Below are 20,585 nucleotides of genomic sequence, written 5' to 3'. Positions count from 1 at the left end.
CCTCGTGGAGCAAAGCTATGAAATCACGCGCAGCAGTCGCATTCGGACCCGGCAAGCCGCTGGAAATCGTTGAAATCGACGTCGCGCCGCCGCAGCGCGGTGAAGTGCTGGTGCAGATCACCCACACCGGCGTCTGTCACACCGACGCCTTCACCCTCAGCGGCGACGACCCCGAAGGCCTGTTCCCCGCCGTGCTGGGCCATGAAGGCGCCGGTGTGGTGGTCGAAGTCGGCGAAGGCGTGACCTCGCTCAAGCCGGGCGACCACGTCATCCCGCTCTACACGGCCGAGTGCCGCGAGTGCAAGTTCTGCCTGTCCGGCAAGACCAACCTGTGCCAGAAGGTGCGCGCCACCCAGGGCAAGGGCGTGATGCCCGACGGCACCTCGCGCTTCAGCTACGAGGGCAAGCCGCTCTACCACTACATGGGCTGCTCGACCTTCAGCGAATACACCGTGGTCAACGAGATCTCGCTGGCCAAGATCAACCCGGCCGCGCCGCACGAGAAGGTCTGCCTGCTGGGCTGCGGCGTCACCACCGGCCTGGGCGCGGTGCACAACACCGCCAAGGTCAAGGAAGGCGACACCGTGGCCGTGTTCGGCCTGGGCGGCATCGGCCTGGCGGTGATCCAGGGCGCGGTGCAGGCCAAGGCCGGCCGCATCATCGCGGTCGACACCAACCCGAACAAGTTCGTGCTGGCCAGCGCCATGGGCGCCACCGATTGCATCAACCCGAAGGACTACGACAAGCCGATCCAGGAAGTGATCGTCGAACTCACCGACGGCGGCGTGGACTTCTCGTTCGAGTGCATCGGCAACGTCCACGTGATGCGCGCCGCGCTCGAATGCTGCCACAAGGGCTGGGGCGAGAGCATCATCATCGGCGTGGCCGGCGCCGGCCAGGAAATCAGCACGCGCCCGTTCCAGCTGGTCACCGGCCGCGTGTGGCGCGGCTCGGCCTTCGGCGGCGTCAAGGGCCGCACCCAGCTGCCCGGCATGGTCGAGGACGCGATGAGCGGCAAGATCGACCTGGATCCGTTCGTGACCCACACGCTGCCGCTGGACCGCATCAACGAGGCCTTCGACCTGATGCATGAAGGCAAGTCGATCCGCACCGTGATCCACTACTGATCGCGCCCCGCGCGGTTGAAAAGCCCGTCGCGCAAGCGGCGGGCTTTTTTTCATGACAGCGGCAAGTCAATCCGCGCGTCGATCATGACACGTCTGTCATTCATCTTCACGTAATCCTGGCCCGCGACCATGCATCCCTCCGAAAACAGAGGGATGCACGCGAATGATCACGTGGAAGAGGAATGCCGGCGCGGCGGCATTGAGCCTGGTGGCGCTGCTGGCCGGTTGCGGCGGCAGCGACGACGACGATACGCCGGCCAGCCCGGCGCCGGTCGCCAGCCGGCCCATGGAACTGACGATCCTGCACATCAACGATCATCATTCCAACCTGGACAGCAGGAAGAAGGATCTCAAGCTCAAGAACGCCGCCGGCGCGCGCGTGACGGTCAACACCGACGTCGGCGGCTTTCCGCGCGTCACCGCGGCCTTCGCCGCCCTGGCCGCGGCATCGCCCAACGTGCTCAAGCTGCACGCCGGCGACGCCACCACCGGCACGCTGTACTTCAACCGCGCGGGCGAACCCGGCGAAGCCGACGCAGCGCTGATGAACACGGTCTGCTTCGACGCCATGACGTTGGGCAACCATGAATTCGACAAAGGCGACAGCGGCCTGAAGCGCTTCATCGATCTGCTGCATGCTGGCGCCTGCCAGACGCCGGTGCTCAGCGCCAACGTCACCTTCGGCGCCAACTCGGCGCTCAATCCCTCGCGCGCCCCGGGCATGGTCAAGCCCGCCATCGTGGTGCAGCGCGACGGCCAGCCGATCGGCCTGGTCGGCCTGACGATCGCCAACAAGACCCAGCAATCGTCCAGCCCCGACCCTGGCACCCTGTTCTCCGACGAGACCGCCGCCGCGCAGCAGCAGATCGACGCGCTGCGCGCCCAGGGGGTCAACAAGATCGTGGTGATGAGCCACATCGGCTATGACTACGACAAGCAGATCATTCCCAAGCTCAGCGGCGTCGACGTGGTGGTGGGCGGCGACTCCCACACGCTGCTCGGCCCCGACGCGCTGACGACCTACGGCGTCGGCTCGCCCGCCGGCGCGTACCCCACCGAACTGCGCAACAAGGACGGCAAGCGCGTCTGCCTGGTGCAGGCCTGGGAATACTCGCAGGTGGTGGGCGAACTGAAGGTCAGTTTCGACGCCAATGGCGATGTGACGGCCTGCGCCGGCACTCCCCATGTGCTGCTGGGCGACACCTTCAAGATCGGCGGCGCCGCGCCCGCCGCCGCCGACCAGACCGCCATTCTGGCCGACGTGGCCGCCAGCGGCTTCCTGCGCCAGCAGCAGCCGGATGCGCACGCCACGGCCGTGCTGCAGCCCTTCAAGACCAAGGTCGACGCGTTCAGCGCCAGCCTGGTGGCGACGGTGCCGCAGGAACTGTGCTCGCGGCGCGTCCCCGGCGGCCTCGGCTCGCGCGACTACAGCCGTTCCAGCGTCGCCTGCAACACCCTGGGCAACGTCAACCTGCACGGCGGCGACATCCAGCAGTTGGTGGCGCAGGCCTATCTGGAAGTGGCCAACACCAACTACGGCGGCGCCGACATCTCGTTGCAGAGCGGCGGCGGCGTGCGCATGCCGTTGCTGGGCAACGTGACCGCGGCCAGCGTGATCGAAGTCGTGCCCTTCGGCAACATGCTGTGGCGCCTGGATGTCACCGGCGCCGAGGTCAAGAACATGCTGGAAGACGGCATGCAGGCGGTCTACGGCCCCGGCGGTTCGACCGGCCCGTACCCCTACGCGGGCGGCTTGCGCTGGGACGTGAACGCCGCGCTGGCCGAAGGCAGCCGCGTGTCGAACATCGAGGTGCGCGACAACGTCAGCGGCAACTGGCTGCCGCTGGACCTGAACCGCACCTACAAGCTGTTCGTCCTGAGCTTCAACGCCACCGGCGGCGACGGCTACAAGACCCTGGCCAACGTGCCGGCGGCCCGCCGCCAGGACATCGGCGTGCTCGATGCCGACGTGCTGCAGGCCTACATCGACAAGCAGGCCAAGGACCCCGTGTCCGGCCTGCCGGTGCTGAACCTGCTGCCGATCAGCCTGTACAGCACCAAGACGTACAGCGAGTGAGCCGGCGCTCCGGCCGCGCTATCACGGCGCGGCCGGAGCCCTAGCCCAGGCGGGCCGCGCTGTTCTGCACGGCCGTGCTCACCAGCACCCCGCCGACATCAGTTTGTAGCGCAGGCGCGGCGCGCGCAGCGGGCCGGCTTCGTCATAGATCCGCTCGGTCTCGCGCACGAAGGCCTCCAGGGAAAAGTCCCGCACCGCCCTGCGGCGCGCGGCGGCCGCCATCCAGTCGAGCAGGATGCGGTTCTCCAGGATCTCGGCCAGCGTCTCCGCCACCCGTGGCGGCGCCGACACCGGCACGATCCAGCCATTGCCGCCTTCGGTGACGTTCTCGGCCAGGCCGCCGGTATCGCTGACGATGACCGGCTTGCCCGCCGCCATCATCTCGCGGCAGGCAAAGGAAATCGTCTCCAGGCGCGACGACAGCACGAAGCCCACATCCATCGCCGCCAGCAGCGGCCGCACGTCGCGCAGCAGGCCGGTGAACACCACCGCGCCGGCCATGCCCAGCGCCTCGACCCGCCGCAGATCGGCGGCGGCGGGCGGCAGGCCGGCGATCAGCACGGCGATCTGTCCGCGCTGGTCCGGCGGCAGCAAGGCCACGGCGGCGACCATGTCCAGCCAGTTCTTGTAGCTGGCCGTGCCGGCGTGGCTGCCGACCACCAGGCGGTCCCGCAATGCCGGCGGCAGCAATGCCTCGCGCGCCCGCGCGGCCTCGTCCGGTGCCGCCGGACGGTAGTGCGCCGTGTCCACGCCGTTGCGCACCAGCCGCAGGTCCTGCGGGCGGAAGGCCGAGCGACCCATGCCCTCGTAAGTGTGCTGGCTGACGCAGATGACGCGGTCGGTGGCCAGTGCGGCCCGCAGGCGCGCGCCGAGGCTGCGGGGATGGCGGCCATTGTGCTGGGTGTAGACCATGAACGGCCGCAGCGGCCCGAGCCCCGCGGCCGCCAGCATGCAGAGGCGATGATCCGCCGAGCCATTCACGTGCACCACGTCGAACGCCTCGGCCCGCAGCAGCGCGCGCAACTGCCGCAACGTGCGCCACTGCCGCGCCGGCGCGCCCTTGAACTGCAGCGCCACCGTGCGCACCCCGGGCAGGGCGGCCGCCTCGTCCAGCAACCGGCTGCCGCGCGGCGCCGCCACCGTGACGTCGGCCCGCGCGCCCAGCGCGCGCGCCAACGACGTGACGTAGGTCGTGTGGCCGCCGCCGTCGCCCAGGTGGAAATTGGTGTACAGGATCTTCATCGGCCGCCCTCAATCCTCCCGCAGCGCCTGGCACAGGGCCGCGGCGTATTCGGGGCCGCTGCGCATCCGCAGGTAGGTCGCGTAGTGCTGGCGGTAGCGTTCGCTGTAGACATCCGGCAGGGGCCGCGCGCGCGACAGCTGCGACATGCCCGAGGCGCGCCAGACCTCGACCTGCGCGCGCACCTCGGCGCGCGTCAGCTGGCCCTGCGCCTGACGGCGCTCGAAAGCGTCGCGCACGGTGTCCGGCAACTCGCACGCGGGTTCCAGCGCCATTGGCAGGCCCTGGCCGGGCGCCGGCTCGGCCGCCCAGGCAGGCAGCGCCGCCGCCAGGCCCGCTACCAACGCGGCGCGCCCGGCCGCCTGTTTCCATCGCTGCATAAAGCCTCCCTGGCGTCCACCCCGCGCCGCCGATGGGCACGGCCGGTGAACAAGACCAGTCTAGGAAGCGCGCCGCGACAGGACGCGAACAGGCAGATTAGTTTTCTGTAATGTTGCCGTCGGCGATCCAGAAGCCGATGGTGCTGACGCCGCCCTCGGAGCACGCGAACGGCCGGCCGCCGTGCATGCGCGCGATGGCGGCCACGATGGCCAGGCCCAGCCCGTGGTGGTTGGCATCGAACGGACGCGCCGCGTCCATGCGATAGAAGCGGTAGAACAGCCGCGGCAGGTGCTCCGCGCCGATCGGCTCGCCGTGGTTACGCACGGCGATGCGCACGCCTTCGTCGCCACGGTCGATCAACAGGTCGATGCGGGTGCCGGAATGGGCATAGCGCACGGCGTTGGACACCAGGTTGGACACGGCGCGCTGCAGCAGCGAGCGGTCCACGCGCGCCGCCGCCTCGCCGGACACCGCGAACGACACTCCCGCCTCCATGGCTTCCGCCTCATGGTAGTCGGCCACTTCGGCGACGACCTGCGCCAGGCTGGGGGTCCAGCTGCCGCGGGCCTGGGCGCCGCGGTCGGCCTGCGACAGGAACAGCATGTCGTTGACGATGCCGGACAGGCGCTGCAACTCCTCCAGGTTCGAGCCCAGGATCTCGCGCAGCGCCGCTTCCGGCCGCTTGCCGCTGAGCGCCAGCTCGGTCTCGCCGATCAGCGTCGCCAGGGGCGTGCGCATCTCGTGCGCGACATCGGCGTTGAAGCCCTCCATCTGCACATAGGCGCGTTCCAGCCGCTGCAGCACCGCGTTGAATTGGTGCACCAGCGGCCGGATCTCTTCGGCCTGGTGGCTCTCGTCGAGCCGTTCGCCGATGCGGTCGGGCGACAGCCGCGCGGCCTGCCGCCCAAGTTCGTCGACCGGCGCCATCGCCCGCCGCACCAGCCGCGTGCCGATCGCCGACACCACGATCGCGCCCGCCAGCGCGCAGGCGAACAGCGTCCAGGCCAGCGCCGCCCGCAGATGCAGGTCGGAGGAGATGTCCAGCACCAGCTCCGCATTCATCGAGCCGCCGGGCGAACCCGGCACCGGCAGCGTGAAGTTGATGCGGCGGTCGTGCCCGTCATCGCCGTCATCCGGGCCGCCATAGACCACCCTGGCGCCGTCGATCTCCAGCGCCAAGGCGAAATCGGGGCGGCCGTAGAAGAAATCCTCGAGCTTGTGGCGCAGCGACGCCGAATCGCCCTTGGCCGCGTTTTCCTCGACCAGGTGCTTGATGACTTCCATCTTCTGCGCCAGCAGGGCCTCCTGACGGATGGACAGGTTGCGGTTGGTGGCCCAGTAGACCGCCACGCACACCAGGCCAAGGCCGGCGAAGGTCAGGATCGCCAGCCAGCGCGTGAGCCAGCGCCGCAGCGACCGGGGCCGAGGCGAGGCCATCAGTCTTCCCGCATTTCCAGCACGTAGCCCATGCCGCGCACGGTGTGCAGCAGCTTCTTCTCGAACGGGTCGTCGACCTTGCCGCGCAGGCGCCGCACGGCCACCTCGACCACGTTGGTGTTGCTGTTGAAGTTGATGTCCCAGACCTGCTCGGCCAGTTCCAGGCGCGACAGCACCTCGCCCTGCTTGCGCATCAGCAGCGCCAGCAGCGTGAATTCCTTGGCGGTCAGGTCCAGCCGCGTGCCGGCGCGATAGGCGCGCCGGCGCAGCAGGTCGAGTTCCAGGTCGCCGATGCGCAGCACGTTCTGGCCGCCGGCCTCGGCCACGTTATGGCCGCTGCGGCGTCCCAGCGCCAATACCCGCGCCAGCAGCTCGGACAGCGCGAACGGCTTGGCCAGATAGTCATCGGCGCCATCGCGCAGGCCCTTGACGCGGTCTTCCAGCTTGTCGCGCGCGGTCAGCATCAGCACCGGCACGCGATCGGTCTTGCGCAATTCGTGCAGCACCGAAAACCCGTCCATGCCCGGCAGCATCACGTCCAGCAGCACCAGGTCGTACTGGCTTTCACGCGCCAGGTGCAGGCCGCTGACGCCGTCCATGGCCACGTCGACCACGTAGCTGTGCTCGGTGAGCGCGCGGCGCAGGTATTCGGCGAGTTTTTTTTCGTCTTCAATGATCAGTATTTTCATGAGGCCCCGGATGGAGAAAGGGACGAACCGCGACGCAGTGCCACCCTATTCTACGTTCGCGGCGTCGGAATACGACAGCCGCCGTCCACGCGCCAGGGCGCGGGACGGCGGCGGCGGTCGGGCCGTACCGGTTGCCGCCCGCGGCGCGCTGGCCGCGGACGGCGCGGAAACGACGGGGCGCGTTCAACCCGGGGTATAGATCGCGTCCAGCCGGGCGCGCTCGGCCGGCGTCATCGCCTCGACTTCCGCCAGCGCGTCGGCGCGGGTGCGCGACGTGCCCTGCTTGGCCCAGCCCGGCTTGCCCAGGTTGTAGTACGTGAAAAACCACTGGCGCTTGTCGGCCTTGGCGGCGGCCAGTTCGCTGGCGACCTGCTCGCCGGTCTTGCCCATGGCCGCATGGTCCGGCGCGATGCTGTAGCCGATCTCGGTGTTGGTCGGGTGCCAGGTGCTGTTGGCGCTGGCCAGGGCCGGCACGGCCAGGGCGCCGCACAGGGCGAGGGTGGCGACGATGCGTTGCTTCATGAGGATATCTCCCAGTTTCGGTGACTTGCCGGGGCGGCCAGGACGCCGCGCCTGCACGCTTTTTGTTAAGCGGTGAAGACACTCTACGGACACGACCGCGTCAATTCGCCAACACGCCGATTACGAATTCGTAAGGCGCGCGAACCTTACCGAAATGTCATTTTTCTGTCGGGGATCTGACGAGGCCCGTTGGATAGAGTGCCCACCAATGCCTGCCTCAGCCCGAGTCCGTGGCGCCCTCCCTTGGTTGACCTCATGCGTTCATCCCCGATACCGCTCGTCGTGGCGGCAGCCTTCTTCCTCTCGCCGGCCTGGAGCCAGCCCGGCCCCGCCGATGCCCCGCCTGCCGCCCGCGCGGCGTCGGCCGCGCCCGCCTTGACGCTGGAACAGGCGCTGGCCACGGCCTACGAACGCAGCCCGCTGCTGGCGGCCGCGCGCAACGAGGCCGCGGCCAGCGAAGGCCAGGTCACGCAGGCCGGCGTCATCCCCAATCCGAGCATCGAAGTCGGCATCGACGACAACCGCCGCGCCACCCGCACCACCACCACCGCGTTGAGCATGCCGGTGGAACTGGGCGGCAAGCGCGGCGCGCGCATCAAGGCGGCCGGCCTGGCGCGCGACATCGCCCAGCGCGATCTGTCCAGCGCCCGCGCCGACCTGCGCGCCGCGGTCATCGCCGCCTTCTTCGACGTGGCGGTTGCGCAGGAAACGGTGCGGGTGTCGCAAGGCACCGTGGACATCGCACAGAACGCCCTGCGCCTGGCCGAACGGCGCGTCGCCGCCGGCAAGGCGCCGCCGCTGGAAAGCAGCAAGGCCCGCGTCGAACTGGCCAACGCGCGTATCGACGCCCGCGCCGCCGACGCCACGCTGGACGCCGCGCGGCGCAAGCTCGGGCAACTGTGGGGCGCGCCCGCGCCTGACTTCGCGCGGGTGGGCACCGACCTGCAAGCGCTGCCGCGGCGCGAGGCCATCGACGACCTGCGCGCCGCCCTCGCCACGTCGCCACGCATGGAGGCGGGCCGCCTCTCGGTCGAGCTGGGGCGGGCGCAACTGGAGGTCGAGAAGAGCAAGCGCTATCCCGACATCACCCTGAGCGCCGGCGTGGCGCGCGACAAAGAGCAGGGCCGCAACAAGGCGCAGTTCGGCGTCGCGATCCCGCTGCCGCTGTTCGACCGCAACCAGGGCAACGTCTACTCGGCCACGATGCAGTCGTACAAGGCGCAGGACCTGTACCGCGAGCTGGAGTCGCGCCTGACCGCCGACCTGCTGCAATCCGTCTCACAGTTCGACCTGGCCGCCAATTCGGTGCGCGAGTACCGCGCCACCGTGCTGCCCGGCGCCGCCGAGGCCTACGACAGCGCCCGCAAGGGCTTCGAGGCCGGCAAGGTCAGCTTCCTGGAAGTGCTGGATGCGCAACGCACCCTGTCGCAAGGAAACATCGGCTACCTGAACGTCCTGGCCGGCGCCTATCAGGCGGCGGCGGACATCGATCGCATTCTCGGACGTTGAACCCTATCCCTCCCATGACCATGCACACCGCGCTTTCCGCCCTTTCCCGCCCGGCGCTGGCCGCCGCCCTGTCCGCCGCCTGCCTGCTGGCGCTGGCCCTGCCACGCCCGGCCCTGGCCGACGCGGCCGGCGACGGACACAGTCATTCCGCCGCCGAGACCGCGCCCGATGGCAAGACCGGCCAGGCCGACGCCCCGGCGGAGCATGACGAAGACAAGATCACGCTGAGCGCCGAACAGATCCAGGCCGCCGGCCTCGGCATCGAAACGGCCGGCCCCGCGCGGCTGGAGACCGCCTCGCAATTCCCTGGCGAAATCAAGTTCAACGCCGACCGCACCGCGCACGTAGTGCCGCGCCTGGCCGGCGTGGTGCAGGAGGTGTCGGCGGACCTGGGCCAGCAGGTCAAACAAGGCGACCTGCTGGCGGCGCTGTCGAGCACCGCGTTGTCGGAACTGCGCAGCGAATGGCTGGCCGCCAGCAAGCGCCGCGACCTCGCCGCCGCCACCCACCAGCGCGAACTCAAGCTGTGGCGCGAGAAGGTCTCGGCCGAACAGGACTACCAGCAGGCGCGCACCGCGCTGCAGGAGGCCCAGATCGCCGTGCAGAACGCCGCGCAGAAACTCGCCGCCATCGGCGCGCCGCCACAGTCCAGGGACCTGAGCCGGCTGGAGATCCGCGCGCCGTTCGACGGCGTGGTGGTCGAGAAACACATCGCCCTGGGCGAGGCCCTGCCCGACACCGCCAGCATCTTCACGCTGTCGGACCTGCGCACGGTCTGGGCCGAGTTCGTGATCGCGCCCAAGGACCTGCAGGACGTGCGCGTCGGCGAAGCCGCCAGCGTCGCCTCGGCGGCCTTCTCCGGCCAGGCCCGAGGCAAGGTGTCGTACATCGGCTCGCTGCTGGGCCAGCAGACCCGCACGGCCACGGCCCGCGTCACCCTCGACAACCCCGACATGGCCTGGCGACCGGGCCTGTTCGTCTCGGTCAACGTCGTCACCAGCAGCGCCGACGCGCCGGTGGTGGTGGCGGCCGACGCGGTCCAGACCGTCGAGAACGAATCGGTGGTGTACGTCGAAACGCCGGGCGGCTTCCTGGCGCAGCCGGTCAAGCTCGGCCGCGCCGCGGGCGAGCAGGTCGAAGTGCTGTCGGGCCTGGCCGCCGGCGCCCGCTACGTCGCGCGCAACGCCTTCGTGCTCAAGGCCGAGCAGGGCAAGGCCAGCGCCAGCCACGCGCACTGAGCCGGAGCATCCAGACATGTTCGAACGCCTGATCCGCTTCGCCATCGAGCAACGGTGGCTCGTCATCTTCGTCACCCTGGGCGTCGCCGCCATCGGGGTCTACAACTACACCCGGCTGGCCATCGACGCCGTGCCGGACATCACCAACGTGCAGGTGCAGATCAACGTCGGCGCGCCCGGCTACTCGCCGCTGGAGACCGAACAGCGCATCACCTATCCGATCGAGACCGTCATGGCCGGTCTGCCCGGCCTGCAGCAGACCCGCTCGCTGTCGCGCTACGGCCTGTCGCAGGTGACGGTGATCTTCAAGGACGGCACCGACATCTACTTCGCCCGCCAGCTGGTCAACCAGCGGCTGCAGGAAGCCAAGGAAAGCCTGCCCGAAGGCATCACGCCGACCATGGGGCCGATCTCGACCGGCCTGGGCGAAATCTACCTGTGGACGGTGGAGGCCGAGCCCGGCGCCAAGAAGGAAGACGGCACGCCCTATACGCCCACCGACCTGCGCGAGATCCAGGACTGGGTCATCAAGCCGCAACTGCGCAACATCACCGGCGTCACCGAGATCAACTCGATCGGCGGCTTCGCCAAGGAATACCAGGTGGCGCCCAACACCGAGCGGCTGGCCTCCTACGGCCTGTCGCTGACCGACATCATGACGGCGCTGGACCGCAACAACGCCAACGTCGGCGCCGGCTACATCGAGCGCAAGGGCGAGCAGTACCTGATCCGCGCGCCAGGCCAGGTGCGCTCCATCGACGACATCCGCGACGTGGTGCTGACCGCCGTGGACGGCCAGGCCATCCGCATCCGCGACGTGGCCGACGTCAGCATCGGCCGCGAGCTGCGCACGGGCGCGGCCACCGACAACGGCCAGGAAGTGGTGCTGGGCACCGTCTTCATGCTGATCGGCGAGAACAGCCGCGCGGTGTCGCAGGCGGTGTCGGCGCGCATCGACGCCATCAACAAGACCCTGCCGGCCGGCATCAAGGCCGTCACCGTGTACGACCGCAGCAACCTGATCGACAAGGCCATCGCCACGGTCAAGAAGAACCTGCTGGAAGGCGCGGCCCTGGTGATCGTGATCCTGTTCCTGTTCCTGGGCAACATCCGCGCCGCGCTGATCACCGCCATGGTGATCCCGCTGTCGATGCTGTTCACCTTCACCGGCATGGTCACCTACAAGGTCAGCGCCAACCTGATGAGCCTGGGCGCGCTGGACTTCGGCATCATCGTCGACGGCGCGGTGGTGATCGTCGAGAACTGCGTGCGGCGGCTGAGCCACGCGCAGGAACAGCAGGGCCGGCCCCTGACCCGCAGCGAACGCTTCCACGAAGTCTTCGCCGCCGCGCGCGAGGCGCGCCGGCCGCTGCTGTTCGGCCAGCTCATCATCATGGTGGTGTACCTGCCGATCTTCGCGCTCAGCGGGGTCGAAGGGCGCATGTTCCATCCCATGGCCCTGACCGTGGTGCTGGCGCTGCTGGGCGCAATGATCCTGTCGGTCACCTTCGTGCCGGCGGCGGTGGCGCTGTTCATCGGCAAGAGGGTCTCGGAAAAGGAAAACCGCCTGATGCTGTGGGCCAAGCGCCGCTACGCGCCGCTGCTGGACCTGGCCCTGCGCCGCACGCCGCTGGTGCTGGCCGCCGCCACCCTGTTCGTGGCGGTGTGCGGCGTGATCGCCGCGCGCATGGGCAGCGAGTTCATCCCCAATCTGAACGAGGGCGACATCGCCATCCAGGCGCTGCGCATTCCCGGCACCAGCCTGAGCCAGTCGCTGGAGATGCAGAAGCAGCTGGAGACCCGGCTGAAGCAGAAATTCCCCGAGATCGAACGCGTGTTCGCCCGCACCGGCACCGCCGAGATCGCCTCCGACCCGATGCCGCCCAATATCTCCGACGGCTACATCATGCTCAAGCCCCGCGATCAGTGGCCCGCGCCGCGCAAGACCCAGGCCGAGCTGTTGCAGGCGATCCAGGAAGAGGCCGCGCAGATTCCGGGCAACAACTACGAATTCTCGCAACCGATCCAGCTGCGCTTCAACGAGCTGATCTCCGGCGTGCGCAGCGACGTGGCGGTGAAGATCTTCGGCGACGACAACGACGTGCTGAACCGTTCCGCGGCCGAGGTCGCCCAGGTGCTGCAGGCGATTCCCGGCGCCTCCGAGGTCAAGATCGAGCAGACCACCGGCCTGCCGGTGCTGACGGTCAACATCGACCGCGCCCGCGCCGCCCGCTACGGCCTGAACCTGGCCGACGTGCAGGACACGCTGGGTATCGCCATCGGCGGCCGCGAGGCCGGCACCTTCTTCCAGGGCGACCGCCGCTTCGACATCGTGGTGCGCCTGCCGGAGACGGTGCGCGAGAGCATCCCGGCCCTGCGCAAGCTGCCCATCGCCCTGCCCAAGAGCGACGCGCTGGCGCAGACCGCCTACATCCCGTTGTCGGAGATCGCCACCTTCGACCTGGCGCCCGGTCCCAACCAGATCTCGCGCGAGGACGGCAAGCGCCGCATCGTCGTCAGCGCCAACGTGCGCGGCCGCGACCTGGGCTCGTTCGTGCTCGACGCCGAAAAGGCGCTGGCCGAGCAGATCAGGGTGCCGGCCGGCTACTGGACCGCCTGGGGCGGCACCTTCGAACAGCTGCAATCGGCGGCCCAGCGCCTGCAGATCGTGGTGCCCGCCGCGCTGCTGCTGGTGTTCGGCCTGCTGTTCGCCATGTTCGGCAACATCAAGGACGGCCTGATCGTGTTCACCGGCATTCCGTTCGCGCTGACGGGCGGCGTCATTTCGCTGTGGCTGCGCGGCATTCCGCTGTCGATCACCGCGGCGGTCGGCTTCATCGCGCTGTGCGGCGTGGCGGTGCTGAACGGCCTGGTGCTGCTGTCCTTCATCAGCTCGTTGCGCGAATCCGGCAAGCCGCTCGACCAGGCGGTGCGCGAGGGCGCCCTGACGCGGCTGCGGCCGGTGCTGATGACCGCGCTGGTGGCCTCGCTCGGCTTCGTGCCCATGGCGATCGCCACCGGCACCGGCGCCGAGGTGCAGCGGCCGCTGGCCACCGTGGTCATCGGCGGCATCATCTCGTCGACCATCCTGACGCTGCTGGTGCTGCCCGCGCTGTACCGGCTGATGCACCGCAAGGACGCCGAAGAACTCGAGCTGGCGCAGAGCTCGGCGCGTCAGCGGGAGACCGCCGCCGGCTGACACGGCGGACCGCCCACCTTGCGCAAATGTAATGTCGCCGTCCGCGCGCTGTCGCGGACGGCTCAATAAAGTGGCGATGCGCCGGTGCCGCCCGGCCGGCGCGGCCCGACCGTTCGACCCAAAGGCGTTCCCACCATGCGTCCGTATCCCGCCATCCCCCTCCCGCCGCGCACGCCGCCGCGTCCGCCACAACTCTCCATCGTCATCTGCTTCCTGAACGAGCGCGAAGTGCTGCCGCAGTGCCACGCGCGCCTGCGGCAGGTGCTCGACGCCCTGGGCGAGCCGTGGGAAATCGTGTTCGTCGACGACGGCAGCCAGGACGGCAGCGCCGAATACATCGCCGGACTGATGGCGCGCGAGCCCGGCCTGAAACTGGTGCGCCTGAGCCGCAACTTCGGCAAGGAAGCCGCCATGACCGCCGGCCTGGAACACGCCACCGGCGCCGCCGTCATCCTGCTGGATGCCGACCTGCAGGACCCGCCCGAGCTGATTCCGGACATGGTGCGCGCCTGGCGCGAGGGCGCCGACGTGGTCGGCATGCGGCGCCGCAGCCGCGCCGGCGAGGGCTGGTTCAAGCGCGCCTCGGCCTACGCCTATTACCGCTTGTTGAGCCGGCTGAGCCGCGCCGCGATCCCGCCCGACACCGGCGACTTCCGCCTGATGAGCCGGCGCGCCGTCGATGCGCTGCTGCGGCTGCCCGAGCGTTGCCGCTACATGAAGGGTCTGTATGCCTGGGTCGGCATGCCGACCCGCGTCATCGACTACGACCGCGCCCCGCGCGCCGCCGGCGCCACCAAGTGGAACGTCTTCGCGCTGCTGCGGCTGGCGCTAGAAGGCATCACCTCGTTCTCGATCGCGCCGCTGCGCTGGGCCACGGTCGCGGGCGTGACCGCCGCGCTGCTGGGCGCCCTGTTCGGTATCATCATCATCTTCAAGACGCTGATCCATGGCGACGATGTCCAGGGCTACCCCTCGCTGATGGCCATGATCACGTTCCTGAGCGGCATCCAGCTGATCACCATCGGGCTGTTGGGCGAATACATGGGCAAGACCTACATGGAATCCAAGCAGCGCCCGGTCTATCTGGTGCGCGACGTACAACACAGCGCCGCGGCGGCCATGCCGCTGGCCGACACCGCCAAGGGTCCGCATGCGGTTAACTTCTAGGGGCCTGCTGCTGGGCCTGGGCGGCATCCTCGCGCTGCGCCTGCTGGCGATGGCGATGATGCCGTTCGCCGACACCTCCGAGCCGCGCTACGCCGAGATCGCCCGCCTGATGGCGACGACCGGCGACTGGATCACCCCATGGTTCGAGCCGGGCGAGCCGTTCTGGGGCAAGCCGCCGCTGGCCTTCTGGGCCCAGGCGCTGTCCATCCGGCTGTTTGGCCTGTCCGAGCTGGCGGTGCGCCTGCCGACGTGGCTGGCCATGCTGGGCGTGCTGGCGCTGGTCCACCGCTGCGCGCGCCAGTTGCGCGGCGAGCAGGCCGCGCGCTGGGCCACGCTGTTGTTCGCCACCATGCTGCTGCCGTACGCCAGCGCCGGCGCGGTGCTGACCGACGCCTTCCTGGCCCTGGGCATCACGCTGTCGATGGTGTCGTTCCTGCTGGCGCCGCGCGATCCGCGGCCGCTGTGGCGTTATGGCTTCTTCGTCGGCCTGGCCATCGGCCTGCTGTCCAAGGGCCCGCTGGCGCTGGTGCTGACCGCCGGCGCGATCGTGCCGTGGATGCTGTGGCACCGCAACGCGCGCGCGTCACTGCGGGCGCTGCCGTGGGCGGGCGGCATCGCCCTGACGCTGATGCTGGCGCTGCCCTGGTACATCGCGGCCGAACTGAAGACGCCGGGATTCCTGCGCTACTTCATCGTCGGCGAGCACATCCTGCGTTTCATCGATCCGGGCTGGGAAGGCGATCGCTACGGCTCGGCCCACCAACGCCCCTACGGCAGCATCTGGCTGGACTGGTTGATGGCGACCATGCCGTGGGGCGTGGCCTGGCTCGGCCTGCTGCTGTGGCCGCGGCGTGACGATCCGCTGCGCCGGCGCGTGGCGACGGCGGCGCGCGACCCCGACCTGACCTACCTGCTGGCCTGGGCGCTGGCCACGCCGGCATTCTTCACCCTGTCGGGCAACATCCTCTGGACCTACGTGCTGCCGGCGCTGCCGCCGGTGGCGCTGGCGCTCGGCATCCAGGCCGCGCAGTGGCGCGACGCGCGCCCGGGCCGCCTGATGCTGGCGGGCATGGCCTTGGCGCCCGCCGCCGCGCTGGCCCTGGCCCTGCTGGCCTGGATGCAGCCGGCGCACTACAAGACGGAAAAGCAGCTGGTGCAACGCGCCGAGGCCGCCATGCGGGCCGGCGACCGGCTCTATTTCGTCGGCAGCCGCCCGTTCTCCGCCCGCTACTATTCGCGCGACACGGCCGGCCTGGTGGACGGCCCGCAGGCCCTGGCCGCGGTGCTGCCGGCCGCCGGCCAGCGGGTATTCCTGGCGGTACGCAAGCGCGAGGCCACCACGCTACTGGCGACCTGGCGCGGACAGGTCACGCCGCTGTATTCGAGCCGGCGCTACACCTTGCTGCAGGTGGCGGGCGAGGGCGCCACGGCGCCCTGACGCCGGCGCCTTGCCGGTGCGTCAGCGCGCGCCGCGCAGGCGCATCAGGCTCAGGATCTCGAACAGGATCTGCGCGCCCGCATGGGCCGTATTGGCGGTGGCGTCGTACGACGGCGCCACTTCCACCAGGTCGCCGCCGACGATGTCCAGGCCGGCCAGCCCGCGCAGCATGGCCTGGGCCTCGCGCACGGTCACCCCGCCGACCTCCGGCGTACCGGTGCCGGGCGCGAACGCCGGATCCAGGCAATCGATGTCGAACGACACGTAGACCGGCGCGTCGCCGACCACGGCGCGCGCCTGGGCGATGATGGCCTCCACGCCCAGGCGCGGGATGTCCTCGGCGTGGATCACCGTCATGCCCGACTCGTACGAGAACTCCCACAGGTATTCGGCCGAGCCCCGGATGCCGATCTGGATGGTGCGAGTGGGGTCGAGCACGCCCTCCAGCACCGCCTGCCGGAATGGTCCGCCGTGATGGAAGCGGCTGCCGTCGAACGGCCCGCCGGTATCGCAATGCGCATCGAAATGCACCAGCGCCACCGGCCGCCGCGCGCCCAGCGCGCGCAGGATCGGCAGCGTCACGGAATGGTCGCCGCCGACCGACAGCGGCGTCACGCCCGCCGCCGCGATCCTGGCGTAGGCCGCGTGGATATCCTCGTGCGATTGCTCCAGGCTGTAGCGGCTGCGCATCGGCACGTCGCCGATATCGGCGACCCGCAGTTCGCGCACCGGCGCACATCGAAGCGCATGGTTGTACGGCCCCACCCGCTCGATGGCGCGCAACGCGCGCGGCCCGAAGCGGCAGCCGCTGCGATTGCTCGCGCCCAGGTCCATCGGCACGCCCAGCAACGCCACCTGCAGGTCGCCGAAGTCGGGCCGGTCCCAGTCGATCTGCCGCGCCGGCGCGTCCAGCAGGGTCGGCATGCCGGCATAGGGCGCGCTGCGCGTGCCGCTCTCGTCGATGACGTTGGCCGCCACGGCGCGAAAGTGCGGATCGTGGATGACAGCCTCGTTGGCTCCGCCGAACCGGGCGCGCAACGCGGCCAGCTTCTCGGGCGTGAAGGTCATGGAATGCTCCTGGAAGGGGTGTCGCCCTGGACAGGCGCGGCGGCCTGCCCCATCAGGCTGACGATGACAAAGCTGAGGACGCTGACGGCCAGGCTGGCGTAGATCGGCGTGTTGGCGGCCAGGCCGTCCTTGATCATGAAGCCGATCGCCGTGCCGCAGCCCAGCAGCATGCTGGCGATGGCGCCGGGCGTGGTGGCGCGGCGCCACCAGATGGCGCCCAGGATCGGCACCAGCATGCCGCCCATCAGCAGGTTGTAGGCGCAGGTCAGCGCATTGAGCACATCGTCGACCGCCAGCGCGATGCCGAGCGTGGCCAGGCCCACCAGCAGCGTCACCAGGCGATGGCTGCGCACGTGCGTGAAGCCGCGTCCGCCGCGCAGGGCCGGCAGCAGGTCTTCGGACAGCACCGTCGCCGACGCCAGCATCGCCGCGCTGGCCGTGGACATCATCGCCGCCAGCGCCGCCGCGATCACCAGGCCGCGGATGCCCTCCGGCAGCCCCGCCTGCACGATGGCCGCGAACGCGTTGTTGACGTTGTCCAGATCGGGCAGCAGCACCTTGGCCGTCATGCCGATCAATGCGCCCACCAGGCCGTAGACGATGCAGTACACGCCCGCCGCCGCGCCCGCCACCCGCGCCACCCGTTCGCTGCGGGCGGTGAACACGCGCTGCCAGATGTCCTGGCCGATCAGGATGCCGAAGAAATAGATCAGGAAGTACGTCAGCACCGTGGACCAGCCGATGGTGGCGAACTCGAAGCTGGACGCCGGCAGCCTGGCCACCAGCTGGTCCCAGCCGCCGACCCGCGACAGGCAGATCGGCAGCAGGATGAACATCAGGCCGACGGTCTTGATCAGGAACTGCACGATGTCCGTCAGCGTCAGCGACCACATGCCGCCCACCGCCGAATACACCACCACCACGCCGCCGCCCACCAGGATAGACAGCCAGAAGGGCAGGTCGAACAGCACCTGCATCACGGTGCCGATCGCGATCACCGAGGTGGCCGCCAGCATCAGCGCGTAGGCCATCATCACCAGCGCGCTGACGTGCTTGGTGCGCGCGCTGTAGCGGTATTCCAGGATCTGCGTCACGGTGAAGATGCGCAGCTTCAGCAGCGGCTTGGCCAGGAACACATTGAGCACGATGATGCCCAGGCCCAGCATGGCGCACAGCCAGAAGCCGGAAATGCCGTAGACGTAGCCCAGCCGCACCGTGCCGACCGTGCTGGCGCCGCCCAGGACGGTCGCCGCCATGGTGCCCATGTAGAAGCCCGGCCCCAGGTTGCGGCCCGCCACCAGGAAATCCTCGTGCGTCTTCGCCCGCCGCATGCCGTACCAGCCCAGCAGCAGCATGGCGGCCAGGTACAGCACCACGACGCCTATATCCAAAACCATGTCCTTCCCCTTGTGTCGCCGCGTGCGTCGCGAAGCGCGCACGCTGATTGACCGCCGCCGGCAAAACAACTATTTACGTAGAAGTGAATCCGGAAAACTCGCGGTTTCCAGCCCCGATCGGCGCGCTCGCCGCCGGCGGCGTCGGTGTCGATCCAAATCGTCAACTCCGGTGGAATAATAGGAATCCGCCGATCTTCCATCCATATCTGGTTCGGAAAATTCACATCGACGTCCATCAATGTTTAGTCGGTAGTTACCCTATGCTCTCGAACGTCTCCGACCTCGACCTGCGGCTGATCCGCGTCTTCCTCACCATCGTCGACGCCGGCGGCGTGTCGGCGGCGCAGGCGCTGCTGGGCGTGGGCCAGTCCACCATCAGCAGCCAGCTCGCCACGCTCGAAACGCGCCTTGGCTTCACCCTGTGCGAGCGCGGCCGCGGCGGCTTTCGCCTGAGCGCCAAGGGACAGCGATTCGACAAGCTGGCGCGTCGCGCGCTGGCCTCGCTGGACGACTTCAGCGCGCAGGCGCGCAACATGCATCGGCAACTGGTGGGCAACCTGACGCTGGGCCTGATCGGCAACGCCACCATGGCGCAGAACGCGCGCATCGGCCGCGCCATCGAGAAGTTCCGCCGGCGCGACGAGGCCGTGCGCCTGTCGGTGCTGATCCGCAGCCCGCGCGAACTGGAGGAACTGATCCTGAAGGACGAGATGCAGGTCGCCATCGGCTACTTCCTGCACCGGGTGCCGATGCTGGACTACACCGCGCTGTTCCAGGAACGCCAGATCGCCTACTGCGGCGCCACGCATCCGCTGGCGGCGCGCGCCGGCCGCGTCACCGAGCAGGACATCGCCGACGCCGACTGGACCTGGCGCACCTATCCATTGCCGGAGTCCTCGTTCGCCGGCCGGCCGCGCCACATCACCTCCGAAGCCGACAACATGGAGGCCGCGCTGATCCTGATCCTGTCGGGCGCGCACCTGGGCTACCTGCCCGAGCACTATGCGGCGCCTTACGTGGCCGCCGGCCTGCTGCACGCGCTGGACGCCGACACCTATCACTACGACGTCGAGATCAGCATGGTGGCGAAACGGCGCAGCCACCTGGACGACATCGCCGCGGCGTTTCTCGAAGACATGCGCGCGGCCCTGCTGGACGCGCCGGCCTCGCCGCCGTGATATACCTGTGCCGCGCGCGGCGGCCACGCCAGGCCCCGCGCGCCGCCTACCAGGAGCCCGCATGTCCACCACCGCCACCTTGAATGCCGCCGCCGCGGCGCCGCGCCGCATGACCGTCCCGGCCTTTCGCGCCCGCAAGCGCGCCGAGCCGCTGGTCATGCTCACCGCCTACACCGCGCGCATGGCCGAGCTGCTCGATCCCCACTGCGACGCGCTGCTGGTGGGCGACAGCCTGGCGCAGACCATCTACGGCCTGCCGTCCACCGTGCCGGTCACGCTCGACATGATGATCGCGCACGGCGCCGCCGTGGTGCGCGGCGCGCGCCAGGCGCTGGTGGTGGTCGACATGCCCTTCGGCAGCTACGAGGAAGGCCCGGAGCAGGCCTTCCGCTCGGCCGCGCGGGTCCTGAAGGAAACGGGCGCCAGCGCGGTCAAGCTGGAGGGCGGCCAGGCCATGGCGCCCGCCATCGCCTATCTGTCGGCGCGCGGCATTCCGGTCATGGCGCACATCGGCCTCACGCCGCAGGCCGTCAACATCCTCGGCGGCTACGGCGCGCGCGGCCGCGGCGACGCCGAGTACGCCCGCATCGCCGCCGACGCCGCGGCGGTGGCCGACGCCGGCGCCTTCGCGGTGGTGATCGAGGGCGTGGTCGAACCGCTGGCGCTGGCCATCACCGAAGCCATCGCCTGCCCCACCATCGGCATCGGCGCGTCGGCCGGCTGCGACGGCCAGGTGCTGGTGGTCGACGACATGCTCGGCATGTTCGACCGCACCGCCCGCTTCGTGAAGCGCTACGACACCCTGTCGGCCCGCATCCAGGACGCCGCCCGCGACTACGCCGCCGACGTGCGCGCGCGCCGTTTCCCGGAAGCGGAGCACCTGTACGGTTGACGGGCGATCCGGCCCCGTTCGCGTTT

General features: G+C 69.7%; 16 protein-coding genes. 9 read left to right on the top strand and 7 right to left on the bottom strand.

What is annotated here, in order from left to right; all coding sequences use genetic code 11:
• The first annotated feature begins 17 nt into the window (after window positions 1–17).
• Window positions 18–1,127, top strand: coding sequence for an S-(hydroxymethyl)glutathione dehydrogenase/class III alcohol dehydrogenase (locus AOZ49_RS20735; RefSeq protein ID WP_008164710.1), 1,110 nt, complete (start codon window positions 18–20; stop codon window positions 1,125–1,127).
• A 163-nt stretch (window positions 1,128–1,290) separates the two neighbouring features.
• Complete coding sequence (locus AOZ49_RS20730; RefSeq protein ID WP_054477481.1) at window positions 1,291–3,204, top strand: bifunctional metallophosphatase/5'-nucleotidase; 1,914 nt, start codon at window positions 1,291–1,293, stop codon at window positions 3,202–3,204.
• A gap of 78 nt (window positions 3,205–3,282) precedes the next feature.
• On the opposite strand, the gene AOZ49_RS20725 is transcribed toward AOZ49_RS20730, so the two are convergent.
• The 5 genes from AOZ49_RS20725 to AOZ49_RS20705 all read right to left on the bottom strand — a co-directional run bounded on the left by AOZ49_RS20725 (window position 3,283) and on the right by AOZ49_RS20705 (window position 7,473).
• On the bottom strand, window positions 3,283–4,446 hold the full coding sequence (locus AOZ49_RS20725) for a glycosyltransferase family 4 protein (protein WP_054477480.1): 1,164 nt from the start codon (window positions 4,444–4,446) through the stop codon (window positions 3,283–3,285).
• A gap of 9 nt (window positions 4,447–4,455) precedes the next feature.
• The gene (locus AOZ49_RS20720) at window positions 4,456–4,824 is read right to left on the bottom strand and encodes a hypothetical protein (RefSeq protein ID WP_231690402.1); all 369 of its coding nucleotides are present in this window, start codon (window positions 4,822–4,824) and stop codon (window positions 4,456–4,458) included.
• A 97-nt stretch (window positions 4,825–4,921) separates the two neighbouring features.
• Complete coding sequence (locus tag AOZ49_RS20715; RefSeq protein WP_054477476.1) at window positions 4,922–6,262, bottom strand: heavy metal sensor histidine kinase; 1,341 nt, start codon at window positions 6,260–6,262, stop codon at window positions 4,922–4,924.
• Complete coding sequence (locus tag AOZ49_RS20710) at window positions 6,262–6,951, bottom strand: heavy metal response regulator transcription factor (RefSeq protein ID WP_054477474.1); 690 nt, start codon at window positions 6,949–6,951, stop codon at window positions 6,262–6,264. Before AOZ49_RS20710 ends, AOZ49_RS20715 begins: the two co-directional genes overlap by 1 nt.
• Window positions 6,952–7,134: 183 nt before the next feature.
• Window positions 7,135–7,473 carry a DUF4148 domain-containing protein gene (locus AOZ49_RS20705; protein WP_054434007.1) on the bottom strand — a complete coding sequence of 113 codons (339 nt, stop codon included), beginning with the start codon at window positions 7,471–7,473 and terminating at the stop codon, window positions 7,135–7,137.
• A gap of 255 nt (window positions 7,474–7,728) precedes the next feature.
• On the opposite strand from AOZ49_RS20705, the gene AOZ49_RS20700 reads away from it, so the two are divergent.
• From AOZ49_RS20700 to AOZ49_RS20680, 5 genes are all read left to right on the top strand, one after another.
• Entirely contained in the window at window positions 7,729–8,982 is a 1,254-nt protein-coding gene (locus tag AOZ49_RS20700) for a TolC family protein (protein ID WP_054477472.1), read from the top strand.
• A 14-nt stretch (window positions 8,983–8,996) separates the two neighbouring features.
• On the top strand, window positions 8,997–10,220 hold the full coding sequence (locus AOZ49_RS20695; protein ID WP_054477469.1) for an efflux RND transporter periplasmic adaptor subunit: 1,224 nt from the start codon (window positions 8,997–8,999) through the stop codon (window positions 10,218–10,220).
• Window positions 10,221–10,236: 16 nt separating this feature from the next.
• Window positions 10,237–13,419, top strand: coding sequence for a CusA/CzcA family heavy metal efflux RND transporter (locus AOZ49_RS20690; RefSeq protein WP_054477466.1), 3,183 nt, complete (start codon window positions 10,237–10,239; stop codon window positions 13,417–13,419).
• A 135-nt stretch (window positions 13,420–13,554) separates the two neighbouring features.
• Window positions 13,555–14,586, top strand: coding sequence for a glycosyltransferase family 2 protein (locus AOZ49_RS20685; RefSeq protein ID WP_054434032.1), 1,032 nt, complete (start codon window positions 13,555–13,557; stop codon window positions 14,584–14,586).
• Complete coding sequence (locus tag AOZ49_RS20680; protein ID WP_054477464.1) at window positions 14,570–16,024, top strand: ArnT family glycosyltransferase; 1,455 nt, start codon at window positions 14,570–14,572, stop codon at window positions 16,022–16,024. The genes AOZ49_RS20685 and AOZ49_RS20680 overlap by 17 nt, the downstream gene beginning before the upstream one ends.
• A 21-nt stretch (window positions 16,025–16,045) precedes the next feature.
• On the opposite strand, the gene speB is transcribed toward AOZ49_RS20680, so the two are convergent.
• Together speB and AOZ49_RS20670 are read right to left on the bottom strand one after the other, a co-directional pair.
• The gene (speB, locus tag AOZ49_RS20675) at window positions 16,046–17,092 is read right to left on the bottom strand and encodes an agmatinase (protein WP_054434012.1); all 1,047 of its coding nucleotides are present in this window, start codon (window positions 17,090–17,092) and stop codon (window positions 16,046–16,048) included.
• Entirely contained in the window at window positions 17,089–18,489 is a 1,401-nt protein-coding gene (locus AOZ49_RS20670) for a sodium:solute symporter family protein (protein ID WP_054477462.1), read from the bottom strand. Before AOZ49_RS20670 ends, speB begins: the two co-directional genes overlap by 4 nt.
• 260 nt (window positions 18,490–18,749) lie before the next feature.
• Between AOZ49_RS20670 and AOZ49_RS20665 the strand changes: the two genes are divergently transcribed.
• Together AOZ49_RS20665 and panB are read left to right on the top strand one after the other, a co-directional pair.
• Complete coding sequence (locus AOZ49_RS20665; RefSeq protein WP_054434014.1) at window positions 18,750–19,667, top strand: LysR family transcriptional regulator; 918 nt, start codon at window positions 18,750–18,752, stop codon at window positions 19,665–19,667.
• 61 nt (window positions 19,668–19,728) lie between these two features.
• A complete protein-coding gene (panB, locus tag AOZ49_RS20660) occupies window positions 19,729–20,559 on the top strand; it encodes a 3-methyl-2-oxobutanoate hydroxymethyltransferase (RefSeq protein ID WP_054434015.1) in 831 nt (276 codons plus the stop codon).
• Window positions 20,560–20,585 lie beyond the last annotated feature (26 nt).

This window comes from Achromobacter sp. 2789STDY5608615, assembly GCF_001298995.1.
In the GTDB taxonomy this organism is placed as follows: Bacteria; Pseudomonadota; Gammaproteobacteria; order Burkholderiales; family Burkholderiaceae_B; genus Achromobacter; species Achromobacter insuavis.
Note: the sequence above shows the minus strand (reverse complement) of the source record. Positions and strands in the feature narration are given on the sequence as shown.